At 41.6% G+C, this 12,071-nt stretch carries 11 protein-coding genes and 1 riboswitch; of the genes, 2 read left to right on the forward strand and 9 right to left on the reverse strand.

The window, feature by feature from the left end; genetic code table 11:
• The 5 genes from purE to ACPUYX_RS16250 form a co-directional block, all read right to left on the reverse strand.
• Window positions 1-498 (reverse strand): 5-(carboxyamino)imidazole ribonucleotide mutase, encoded by a 498-nt coding sequence (gene purE / locus ACPUYX_RS16230; RefSeq protein ID WP_426380677.1) that lies wholly within the window; start codon window positions 496-498, stop codon window positions 1-3.
• 150 nt (window positions 499-648) lie between these two features.
• Window positions 649-750, reverse strand: a riboswitch (purine riboswitch).
• Between the two features lie 288 nt (window positions 751-1,038).
• Complete coding sequence (locus ACPUYX_RS16235; protein ID WP_426380678.1) at window positions 1,039-3,225, reverse strand: cell wall-binding repeat-containing protein; 2,187 nt, start codon at window positions 3,223-3,225, stop codon at window positions 1,039-1,041.
• A 249-nt stretch (window positions 3,226-3,474) separates the two neighbouring features.
• The gene (locus ACPUYX_RS16240; protein ID WP_426380679.1) at window positions 3,475-4,290 is read right to left on the reverse strand and encodes an exonuclease domain-containing protein; all 816 of its coding nucleotides are present in this window, start codon (window positions 4,288-4,290) and stop codon (window positions 3,475-3,477) included.
• Window positions 4,291-4,593: 303 nt separating this feature from the next.
• Window positions 4,594-4,764, reverse strand: a complete 171-nt coding sequence (locus ACPUYX_RS16245; protein WP_088225826.1) for an aspartyl-phosphate phosphatase Spo0E family protein — start codon at window positions 4,762-4,764, stop codon at window positions 4,594-4,596.
• A 169-nt stretch (window positions 4,765-4,933) separates the two neighbouring features.
• Window positions 4,934-5,518, reverse strand: coding sequence for a hypothetical protein (locus ACPUYX_RS16250; protein WP_426380680.1), 585 nt, complete (start codon window positions 5,516-5,518; stop codon window positions 4,934-4,936).
• A 219-nt stretch (window positions 5,519-5,737) separates the two neighbouring features.
• Between ACPUYX_RS16250 and ACPUYX_RS16255 the strand changes: the two genes are divergently transcribed.
• Both ACPUYX_RS16255 and ACPUYX_RS16260 read left to right on the forward strand, forming a co-directional pair.
• Entirely contained in the window at window positions 5,738-5,896 is a 159-nt protein-coding gene (locus tag ACPUYX_RS16255) for a hypothetical protein (protein ID WP_426380681.1), read from the forward strand.
• Between the two features lie 297 nt (window positions 5,897-6,193).
• Window positions 6,194-6,820 carry a hypothetical protein gene (locus ACPUYX_RS16260; protein WP_426380682.1) on the forward strand — a complete coding sequence of 209 codons (627 nt, stop codon included), beginning with the start codon at window positions 6,194-6,196 and terminating at the stop codon, window positions 6,818-6,820.
• A gap of 250 nt (window positions 6,821-7,070) precedes the next feature.
• On the opposite strand, the gene guaA is transcribed toward ACPUYX_RS16260, so the two are convergent.
• From guaA to ACPUYX_RS16280, 4 genes are all read right to left on the reverse strand, one after another.
• Window positions 7,071-8,603: a glutamine-hydrolyzing GMP synthase gene (gene guaA / locus ACPUYX_RS16265; protein WP_426380683.1), complete on the reverse strand. Its 1,533-nt coding sequence runs from the start codon at window positions 8,601-8,603 to the stop codon at window positions 7,071-7,073.
• A gap of 23 nt (window positions 8,604-8,626) precedes the next feature.
• Entirely contained in the window at window positions 8,627-9,169 is a 543-nt protein-coding gene (hpt, locus tag ACPUYX_RS16270; protein WP_088225837.1) for a hypoxanthine phosphoribosyltransferase, read from the reverse strand.
• Between the two features lie 208 nt (window positions 9,170-9,377).
• Window positions 9,378-10,040, reverse strand: a complete 663-nt coding sequence (locus ACPUYX_RS16275; protein ID WP_426380684.1) for a hypothetical protein — start codon at window positions 10,038-10,040, stop codon at window positions 9,378-9,380.
• 128 nt (window positions 10,041-10,168) lie between these two features.
• Complete coding sequence (locus tag ACPUYX_RS16280) at window positions 10,169-11,563, reverse strand: MFS transporter (RefSeq protein ID WP_426380685.1); 1,395 nt, start codon at window positions 11,561-11,563, stop codon at window positions 10,169-10,171.
• Between the last annotated feature and the right edge of the window lie 508 nt (window positions 11,564-12,071).

The raw sequence follows: 12,071 nt of genomic DNA on the forward strand, positions 1-12,071 counted from the left end.
TTAACCTTCGATTAATTTCTTTTGCAAAGCCTCATCCTTTGCGGCAATATCCGCTGCCATTTTCGCCCTGTAGTCCTTAAGCTTTGCTCGTAAAGCACTATTTTCGGTTGCTAATATTTGAACTGCGAGCAAAGCCGCATTTCGAGCAGCGCCAATTCCAACGGTGGCAACCGGTATTCCGGGAGGCATCTGAACAATAGCATAGAGAGCGTCGACGCCATTCAAGGGGCCGCTGTTCATAGGGACACCAATCACGGGTAAGGTGGTTGACCCCGCAATCACTCCAGGCAAATGAGCCGCCAACCCTGCGCCCGCAATAATGAGTTTCCCTCCTTGATTCTCAAAAGCTTTGACCCAATCAAGGGTTCGTTCTAATGTTCTATGAGCCGAAGAAATCTTTACTTCAAAGCCCACCTCAAATTGCCTTAGGATTTTAAGCGCATCTTCCATCACCCTGTAGTCTGAATCACTTCCCATAATGACTCCGATCAGATTCAAAGATATCCCTCACTTCCATAAAAATCAAAGCCCAGACGAGTAAATTTCCCCCTTAAAAAGAAAGAGTGAAACCTACCCGCCTGGGCTTTTATCCCTTCGGTGTAATTTGATCCTGCAATCAAATCTGTACCACTCGGACAATCTGATTGCCCTAGGTACACTTTCGCTCATAGTCAGACCATTTACGGCAGTCTGGTAGAAACTTGCGGACCATATCTCCGCTATTATATGAACTCGTATGTATTTGTTACGTTCATTGTACAAGAAGGAACTATAAAGGTCAATAACAAATTCGAACGTTATTCAATGTTTTGTTTGTAACGTTCGAATTACATAGTTTACTTAACTCTTTTCCGAGCAATATTCAAATAAGTTGAAAACAGACTAGCTGTCAAAGAACCGTAAGAATGCAAAGAGTTTGCCTTCCTACGGTCCATCTGTTAAATCTTATCTTCTCTTGTGTTGAAAAACGCCCACCCTCTTAAGGTGCCTCTAAGCGCACTTCAGCTCAGTTTGAAAGTAGCTGGGAGAGGCTCACGTTCACCCAGCCATATAGCTATTGATATATTCCAAAGAAGAATCTGGAATTACTGCTTTCCCGCCAAGAAGATAAATCTGGCGGATTTGACCGCTGCTATCAGCCAGGAAATTCATAACACTTGCTTTATTGAATTGCTTGTTCACCAAAATTATGGGGCTGCCGGTACGTGCAGCAAGCGCTGATCCGGCTAAGGCATCGGGAAAGTTTTCTCCTGTGGCAATGATAATCGTATTAACGTTAGCTCTAAGTCCCCTTGCCACGGCAACACTGGTCTCGTATTGATCCATTCCCCAATAACGATTAAGTGTTTTGTTTTGATCGTTTGAATCCCAATGGGCGGAGACAGTTTTTGTAATCGCATTAGCTACGTCATCGTTAATGACCGCACGGCCTCCAACTAATATTGCATCAGCAATTTCGTGATCCTTAAGCGCCGTGTTAGTAGCTTCAGGCAGCTGGTTATTCTTAGTTAACAAAATAGGAATGTGGTTATAAGCTGCCCAGGATGAGATAGATAAGGCGTCTGGAAAATTGTTACCATTAGCGATAACAACCTTTTTCGGAGCATCAGGGTTAACTGAGTAGTAGTAATCGGCTATCCTGGCAGCTGTTTCGTACTGATCCCAGCCGGCCAAACGCGTAATGTCACTGTACTTCTGCTTCAGTGAGTTTTCGATATCCCCTGAAACAACGGCAGTTCCGCCGACAATAATAATTTTTGCCGGATGAAGCCGGTCAATTTCATCTTGTACGTCTGAATCGAGAGCTTTGCTATTCGTTAGCAAAATCGGAGCATCATATTGATGAGCTAGAGTTGCTGCAGCAAGAGCATCGGGTAAATTTACCACTGTCGCTAGAATTACAGCTGACGAACCATCCGGCCATCCCTTTTTAGCAATTTCCACTGCAGTGTTTACGGCTTGATTGCCGGAAACTCGCTCGAGATAAGAAGCTGGCGCCGTATAAAGAATGTGCTGACCCATAACAGGAGTATCTGTCCCGTTGTAACCGTCTTGTCCTAAAACGTTAACAGTTCCGTTGCCTAATTGGCCATCGGTATTAAGGCCCCAACCCCAGATTTTGCCGCCCGCTCTTCCCAGCGCAAAACCATAACCGACTGAGATACTGGTAACGCAGCTCAGATTTGCCCCCTTAACCGGCAAAGAAGTAAGAGGCTGGGTGTCAGCATCTATTCCGCTTCCCAACTGACCATAAATATTGCCGCCCAGCGTCCAGACACTTCCATCAAAGCCAAGAGCCATTGACATATAGGCTCCTGCGCTAATCGCTGATACCCTTTTCAAGGAAGAAATTTGAACCGGTGAATCGAACCATTGCTGATTACTATTGCCGAGCTGCATGAGCTCATTGCTTCCCCAACCCCAAACAGTTCCGTCGCCCCTTAAAGCAAGGCTATGACTAAAGCCTGCTGAAATACTGACAATATCGGAAATCCCTTTCACTTGGGTCAGGCCAATAAAATCCGCAGGTTCGGTATCTGTATCCATAACAACTTTTTGAGCTCCCCAAGTCCAGACAGTACCATCATTTTTGAGAGCCAAACACCAAGCACTTCCGGCAGCTATTTTAACTACCCCGGGAAGATTAGCAATTAATTGTGGTGCAGTATATTTAAGTGTATTACTATTTTCATTGACTTGTCTAAATTCGTTGTCGCCCCAGGCCCATACTCTGCCATCAGACCCGAGTGCAAGGCTAAAGTCTAATCCTGCAGCGATGGCTACTATATTTTGCAATCCTTGGACTTGTACTGATGTTGTTACTGGTGAGTCTTGATCGACGCCAAGTTGACCTTCTTCGTTGCTACCCCAGGCCCAAACAGTCCCATCCGCTTTCAGGGCCAAAGCATGGGCTCCCCCAGCTGAAACCGCAATAATATTCGTAAGGTCTTTAACTTGCACCGGAGAAGCAGTGCTGCTGCTGTCAGTTTTGCCTTGTCCTAACTGACCGTCGGAGTTGTTCCCCCAAGCCCAGACATTTCCGTCTCCATCGACAGCTAAAGCGAAATTTACACCCGCAGCGAGCTGAGACGAGGCTGAAGCAGGTCTATCGTTGATAGACGCCAATGCCGGCGCAGGACTAACCAACAAAGGAACTAGAATAGTTGAAACAAGAATCAACATGGAAGCTAAAAGTCCTGTTAAGCGGAATTTGAAAGTTTTCAACAAGAAGTTCCTCCCTATTTATAAAATATGAAAAAACTGTGTAGAATTTATGAAGATAATAAGAACTATAACAAAAACCGTTTTAACGTATCAATAGGTAATCACAGGAAATAAAGATACGTTTAAAATTGCTTACAAACTGTTATAAATCACTATAGCAAATTTAAAAAACTTTTATAAATCAAAAAAGCTGTAACGACTTTAAAAAGTCAATTACAGCCTCATCTAACCTTAAGGTTTATGCCCTTATTAACTATCTCTTTGATAAATACTATCTTTGCAGCATATTGTAAATTCTCCGTCTTTATTTATAATCCTGGCAACGTGTTTTATGGGAATCTTGCATTGATGACAAAACCCATGAGCAAAATACTTTTTAGATTTACTCGATTCCTTAATTTTTTCCACGCTATTGCCGCATTCCGGACAGTAAATGACCGTTTGACTCAGTAAGCCTTTTAATTCATTAACCTTTAGTTCATTTTCTCGCTGTACCTTTTCCCAATTAATAATGGCATCTTGAGAAAAATCATAAACCTTTCTGAAAATATCCACTGTGTAGGCAGCATCACTAAACGCATCATGGAAAGGCAATTTCTTTGCGATTTCTAAGTCATCCACGGCTCTCTCCAGGCTCGGCTGTTGTGTCAAGCCTTCAAACTTCATATAGATTTTTTGAATGTCTATATACTTATTGAAGAATTTCGCATCGAAACCAAAAAAGGAGCAATTTTCTCGTAATCCTAGGATATCATCCTGCCCCCAAGAGCATAAAACCGCTTCAGTTCCAACCCAAGCCTCAAAGCTTTCCATGGCGTCCATAAACGGCCTTCTTGGAATAATTTTGCTTGTGTTTATGTTTGTCTTTCTCTTTACATAGGGATTTAATCGTTTATAAACAAAGGGCTTGATTAATAAGTTAAACTCATCAATTTTCTCCAATTGATCATTCAGTTTTAGGGCACCAATCTGTATAATTTCATTTTTTAAAGCAGGGTTTGCTAAATCTCCCTCTTTAAAGCGAAAAAACATATTAAATTCCAAATCAAATACAATGTAATTCATACGCCCCTCCTGCACTATAACTCTATTATAATCCCTCCTCACCATAAACGCACTCACGTAATCTTTCCAAATCCGCAAAAGTTAAATCTTATTCTGCGCAATAAGTACCATGGCTCACAAATTAATGACCATAAAAAGAGATTAAAACAAAAAGCCATCAAAAAATGACGGCTCAATTGTGACATGCTCCCACCACCTACGCTAACGCTTAGAGATGAGAGACTTCTTGCCTCACGAGGTTAAAACTATAACTATATTTCAGACCATAATTATTTAACTATAACTATAGCTCTGGCCGTGTATTTACCAAAAACTAAGCTGTTCCATAGAAGTAATCCGCTGGTACTGGTTCAACAATCTATCTAATTGCTGACTAACCTCGACAACTTCACTATCAATTAATTCCCTATTGAGACCAAATTTGTTGAGCCTTCTGCGTAAAACCTCAATTCTTTTCAAAAGTTTCTTTTCCACTTGGATTCCTCCCGAAAAGTCTTTTCAGTAAGAATTGTATTGTTTTTTTGCAGAAATGACAAGAATAAATTATCCAATTTTAGGTAAATTATTGTCGAACGTGTGGCTTAATCTGTTGTTTATCCCAACTGATGGTTACATGATTTAGGAACCAAAAATGCTCCCTCCACTACTTATTCAAAGAATCTAATACTTGTTGATACAATTGCTGTGGATTAAATGTACCTCGTTGCCCGCCGGCTCTGCGTTGAGAATTCGATCCATTAGCAGTACCGCTTTGGTTATTTTGAGTTTGAGTTTGACTATTTGCATTTTGATTGTTCCCTTTAGAAGGTCTTTGCGGAGCTGATTTTAATTCGGTTTTTTGTTGATCAGTAAATATTGCATTGATAGCATCAGCTTGCTGCTGTGAAAAATCTTGACTTGGATTCGTAGTCTTAATCAATTCTTGCAGAATGGGTTTAAGTTTATTTTTCTGGTCACTCGTTAATGGGTTCTGTTGGCTATTTTCTAAACGGCGAATTTCCATAGCGGCCTGTTGGGCAGGATTAATCGTTCTCTTCGTTTGAGTAGCTTGACCTTGGCTTGTTTGGCTTTGAGTTGATTGGGACTGCGTCGTTGACTGATCAGAATTTGACGAACTTGCAGTAGTTGAACTGCAGCCGCTTACTCCAATCAGTGCGGCAATAAGTAATACCCCAATGAATAATGATGGCTTTTTCCAAGCTTTTTGGACTAGGAATCGTTTCTGCATAAACTTAACATCCCCCAATTCATACAAGTTTTTCTTTCAGTGAAGTTTTTGTTTTATAAATTCCGCTACGGTCCTATCAACCATGATATAGCATACATTGAACTTTTAATGAGATTGTGACCAAGACTTTAAGATTTTATGAAGATGAAAAAATGTTTAAGAATAAATTTTATGGTTAGAGTAACGTTTAGCATTGTTCTATGTAGAGGGGGCTTTAAAATGACTCGCACAGTAGCTGCCTATTGCAGAAAGTGCAAGAAGTCAACAAATTTTAGTTTCAATGGCGGTGGTTGGGAATGTCCTACCTGCGGTTCCTATAATCCAGTAGGCGGACACGATAACTCCGAATTTCCCTATAATATTTTTAGAGATTACTAAATCTCTTTTTGATCAATCGTAATAAAGCTAAAAGACGCCTTGTTGGGCGTCTTCTTTTTGTGCTTTCGAATCGATTCACAAATGACTTTAACCAAGTTCATTAAGCCAAGGGAGAATAAAACTATAATATCTGTTAATAATATTCAAAAAATATTTTTCTGTTTTTTAGGAACTATTAGGAACATTCATCTGGTCTGTTATTTTCGGTGACTGAAACACAAAACTATGAAATTTACTTAACGAGGCTTCTATTAGATTTGCAAGACATTTTGAGAGTGAAGAAAGGAGAAGATTCTATTGAATAATTCAAGGCTGATGAAACTTTTCAAGTTTATAACAAGAGGCCTGCAACTTAAGGATTCCGTAGCTATAGGTCTCTTTGGAGGTTTAATTGGAACACTATTAGTTGATGTATCCAATTTTATCTTATGGAAAAAGAATCGTACTGAAATGCTTTACGCCCATTTAGGCGCCTCCATGTTTATGAGACCTTTCCGAACAAACCAGAAAAAGAACGTAATAATCGGTCAATTTTTTCATTTGATAACAGGAGCAACTTTAGGTTTACCTCTATTTTATATTCTTAAAAAGACCGGCAGGGATTACCTGATTCTTAAAGGCGGTTTTTCCGGTTCGTTGACATGGGGAACCTTATATTCCTTTGGCATAAAAAAAGGATTCTACTCAGCTAAACCTCATTTAACGAAAACACATTATTCCTACTTATTTCATAATTTTCTTTATGGCTTAACATCCGCTCTTTCAATGGTGTGGTTAGCTCACCCATCAGTGTTCCCTTCTGCTCAGACTAAACAAGATGATGATAAAACGCTTACCCCACAATTTCCTGATTCGTTATCAATTCCGTCACATTTGCTTACTCAACCTCCAACAGATGTTGAAAATCATTGCAGTATTCATTAAGACATTAGCGCATCGGGGCTTCGGTGACGAAAGCGGCTAGCCTATTTGTCATTTGAAAAATTTATATCAAAAGGTTCTTAAAGTTTTAACCTTTTCTTTCACTAAATGCTCTATATTGCAGAATAGTGAAAGGAGTCATGAACGATGAAAAAATAAAGGTATTACTATCTAGTTTTAGCAAAAAGTAAGCACCCAGCCATTGAGTAGCTGAGTGCCTATTTCTATAATTGCGACTGTAAATCTACGAGAATTATTCCCACTCAATCGTTCCGGGCGGTTTGCTGGTGATATCATAAACGACACGGTTTACACCATGGACCTCATTGACAATCCGTGAGGAGATGTTGTGGAGAAGATCATAGGGCAGTCTGGCCCAATCAGCGGTCATGGCGTCTTCACTCGTCACCGCTCTTAAGATAATCGGATATTCATAAGTTCGGCCGTCTCCCATGACGCCAACGCTTTTGATAGAGGGAAGGACGGCAAAGCTTTGCCACAGATCCCGATATAAGCCTGAGCGGCGAATTTCCTCGATAATAATGGCATCCGCTTCTCGCAGAATATCTAGTTTCTCGCGGGTTACCTCACCGAGAATACGGATCGCCAGACCAGGTCCCGGGAAGGGTTGGCGCCAAACGATTTCTTCACTCATGCCCAACTCTGTACCTAATTCGCGCACTTCGTCTTTGAATAACATGCGCAGCGGTTCAACCAGCTTAAACTGCATATCCTCCGGCAAGCCGCCGACATTATGATGGCTCTTGATGGTTTCCGCTGTCTCCGTGCCGCTCTCGACAATGTCCGGATAGAGTGTCCCTTGCACCAGAAAGTCGACTTGACCGAGTTTTGCAGCCTCAGCTTCAAATACTCTAATGAACTCATTGCCGATCGTCTTACGTTTAACCTCAGGCTCAGATACTCCTTCAAGCTTGGCCATAAATCGCTCGCGAGCATCCACAAACACTAAATTAAGCTGAAACTGCTCTGTGAAAACTTTTCGAACTTGTTCCGCTTCGTTCTTACGCATAAAACCATGATCGACAAAAACGCAGGTTAATTGGTCACCTACAGCTTTATGAACTAAAGCGGCCGCTACTGAAGAATCAACACCGCCGCTCAAGGCGCAGAGGACTCGTCCCTTTCCGACCCTAGCCCGGATCTCAGCTACTTGCAGTTCAATAAATGACTCCATTGTCCAATCCCCTGCACAGTGACAGACATCAAACAAAAATTGCTCAAGCATTTTTTGACCGTCAGGAGTATGTTTGACTTCGGGATGAAATTGAACGCCATAAAAATGGCGCGCAGAATCCATCATTGCTGCGATCGGTGTATGACCAGTATGGGCAGCAATGTCAAAGCCTTTAGGCAAAGACTTAATAGAATCGCCATGGCTCATCCAGCAAGGACGCTCCCCGCCTAATCCGGCCCATAAATCGTTTGCTTTGTCCACAGTAAGCATGGCTTTACCGTACTCACTTGCTACGGGACGTTCCACCGTACCTCCCAATTGCAGGGCCATAAGTTGCATTCCGTAGCAAATTCCCAGGATAGGAATTCCCAAGTTGTAAATTTCAGGGTCCACTTTTGGAGCATTCGGCTGATTAACACTGGCAGGTCCTCCGGAAAAGATAATACCTTTAGGCTGCCGTGCCTTTATGTCCTCAATAGACGTTTTATAAGAAACCATCTCAGAATAAACATGAGCCTCACGTACTCGCCTTGCAATGAGCTGATTGTATTGACCTCCAAAATCCAGAACTAAAACGACTTCCTTTGTCACGTTATTTCATCACCATTTCCTTGTTAATTAACTTCATACGCTTCCTGTTTCAGAACTCCTACGTAGGGCAAATTTCGATATTCTTCATTAAAATCCAAACCGTAGCCTACAACAAATTCATCGGGAATAGCAAACCCGTTATAATCAGGAACTACTTCCACCTGCCGGCGGGCAGCCTTATCAAGCAGGGTAACTACCTTAACACTCAAAGGGTTACGAGCTTTGAGATTTTCCTTCAGGTACTTCAGGGTTAATCCGGTATCGACAATATCTTCGACCACCAAAATATGAACGTCATCCACACTACGTTCCAAATCTTTAAGAATCCTGACGACTCCTGAAGATTTTGTTGACACACCATAGCTCGATAAGGCCATAAAGTCGTAAGCTAATGGCAGTTTGATCTCACGAATAAGATCCGCCATAAAAGGAACGGCTCCTTTCAAGATCCCTAACACTAAAAGATTTTTACCTTCATAATCCCGAGTAATCTGTGCTCCCAATTCAGCAACGCGTTTTGCTAACCCTTCCTTAGAAATCAATACCTTTCCGATATATTCTTCCACAATGGACCCCTCCACACAAAAAATCAATTAAAACTTATTTAAAAACTATACCAGAGCCTTGTCATTTCTGCAAGCGAACCTCCCCTACCCACACTTCGTTATCTCACCAGTCTTCTCGCCCCAAACAGAACAATAAAAGCCAGGAACAACCTCTCGGGTTTCCTGGCTTTTGTCCTTGACTCTTTCTTAACTTTATTTTATCGCTCTTTTAAAGAGTAGGGGCCTGTATCGTTATCTTCTTTCCAATATCCCAAAACTCAAGTGTCATTGTCATCGGGTCAGATTTGGCTTTATTTTTGGCTTCGATTGTCGCTTTCACCAACGTTTTATCCGACTTTCGAATATAAAGTGTGTACTGGAAATCGGTCCAAAATTCCTCCATCATTTTATTTCGCACACTGGGCTTTAACTGGCAAACCCAAACTTTTTGTTCGTTGACCTTCCCTTGACCGCTAAGCACCACCTCACCAAGTTCTTTCATTTGTAATGATGATAGGGGGTCGAGCTCCGCCAGAAAGACTTCTTCTGCAGCCTGCCCATTAGCAAATTTAATCCACTTTTTGCTAAAGGGATCTTTGCTGAACGTTGAGTTCCCGATTTTGATCAGCTCAACTTCGCTTCCCGTCAATTCTCCTAAAATCCGAGTGTTCCCTCCGGTTTTTTCCCCCTGTACTCGGGCAAGAACCCGATCTTTTCCTTCAACCCATTGATGCTGGGTCAAACTGTAGCGAAAAGAGGTCGCTGCATTTAATTCTTCCAAGCCGTGTGTTACCAGCTTAGTAGGGTCTGGCGGCCAATTAAGCCATCCTATGATCCCCCCCAACAACACGATACTGATCCCAATGAGAAACCATAATCCCCTTTTCTTCATAACATGCCCCCCTGGCGGAGTTCTTACCTACTAATATGTAACTTCAGCTTGCCATATTCCTAAGCATTAAGAATTCCTAATTCTTAAGATACCAAGAACCCGCTCAAGTTTTCTTTCAGAGGCAAGGGCTACTCAAGGGGAGATTTAAGCCTTTTTCCTCTGGCTAAGGAGGCAAAAGTACCAATCAAGCAAAGAAAAGTAAAGACAATGAAACTGGTTTTTGAGCTTTTCAGGAAGCTTGTCACGTAATACGGGGAATCCAAGGTCATATCCTTCATGTCTAAGGAAGTAATTAAGGCCACTATGGTCATACTTAATGTTTGACCCAGCAATCTCATAGTTCCCAGAGTTGAGGAGGCCACTCCATAAAGGGACCGTTCAACAGAGCTCATTACTGCATTAGTATTAGGAGAGGAAAAGAGGGCAAAACCGAGTCCGATGAAGGCCAGATTAAGAACGATAAGCAAAATAGACGTATTCTTAAGCAAAAAAACGAATAAGAACAAGCCTAAGGTTGTTATACCCATGCCTAAAGAAGCAAGAATTTGAGAATTGATTCGATCCGACAAACGACCAGCCAAAGGAGAAAGAAGAGCCATAATAATGGGCTGAGACAAAAGAATTAAGCCTGATTGAGAGATTTCAACGTTTTGGACATTTTGTAGATATATTGACATGAGGTAAACCAAAGCAAACGTCGCGCTGTAGTTAATCAGGGCAGCAAGGTTGGAAAAGGTGAAGGAACGATTGCTGAGAAACAAGCCCATGGGCAGAAGAGGAAAAGATAGTTTATGTTCATAGATAACAAAGGCGGCCAAAAGCAGAAGCCCGCAGGCAAAGGCAATCATATAGTTGTATCCTGCGGTAATATCAGATAATCCATAAAGGAAAAGCAAGATACCAAGTATCCACAGAATACTCCCCCATTTATCCAGGTTTTCATGATCTGCTCCAATCCATTCCCCGGATAGTTTAGCTAAAGTCAAACTAAGAATTACTAAAGAAATCACAAAATTTAAGAGAAATATCCCACGCCAGCTGATGGTGCTGCAGATGAATCCTCCCAGGACGGGACCTAAGGAGAGGCCGATATAGGTGGCTGCCGCACTTAACCCCATTGCCTTTCCCCGGTCTTTTGCCGGGACGACAGATGTTAAAATGGCCATCGAAGTACCAAATATCATAGCGCTGGCAATTCCTTGGAAGACCCTAAATATAATTAAAACGGGAAAAGAAAAAGCCAATCCGCAGCCCAACGATGTTACTGCAAAAGCGATCATTCCCAGGATAAAAATCTTTTTGCGGCCGACAAGATCAGCTAAACGGCCAAAGGGTAATAAAAAGGCCGCTGTGGCCAACAAGTAGCTGGTTACTACCCAGTTCAGCCAGGATTGATCAACCCCGTATTCCAAAGCAATCTGGGGAATGCCAAGATTTATAGCATTACTCATAAATGGTGTGATAAAGGATGTTATCATGACGATAACCATAGTAAGCTTTACAATTGATTGATTTTCTTCCATACATAATCCCCCCGAATAGTTTTAACTATGAAGCATTATGCGGCTCCAGTGAAAAATATTAATGCAATCCAGCAACGAAATTATGCCCCGACAGTTACGAAAAATGAGCTTCTAATTTGGAACCTAATAAATAAAGTTTTAACATTTTTTTGAAATCTCCTACTAATTTAAACAGGGGTTATTATATTTTATATCCTGATATCTCAAATACGACTCTCTCTAAAAATTACAACGCTAAAACAAGGAAAAACTTAGCCGACATTCGAGACACTGTCTTCGAATTTGTTATCCTCCAACGAAAGCGGCAGGTTAGTTTGTACCTAACGCTAGAGGAATGTATACAACCGAGAGTATTCGAAAAAAAGAAAAAACAGCCCTTTCTGAACTGCCCCCTGTCAAGTAGACAGTGGAAATAAAGAAAATTGAGAACGACTCTGGGTAGACTTGACATGGGGCCCTACATCGGATGCTTCTATGGGTCAAGGGCTGTGGCTCATAGGAAGTATTC

The sequence above is a fragment of the Desulfosporosinus sp. SYSU MS00001 genome, from assembly GCF_049943955.1.
Lineage (GTDB): Bacteria > Bacillota > Desulfitobacteriia > Desulfitobacteriales > Desulfitobacteriaceae > Desulfosporosinus.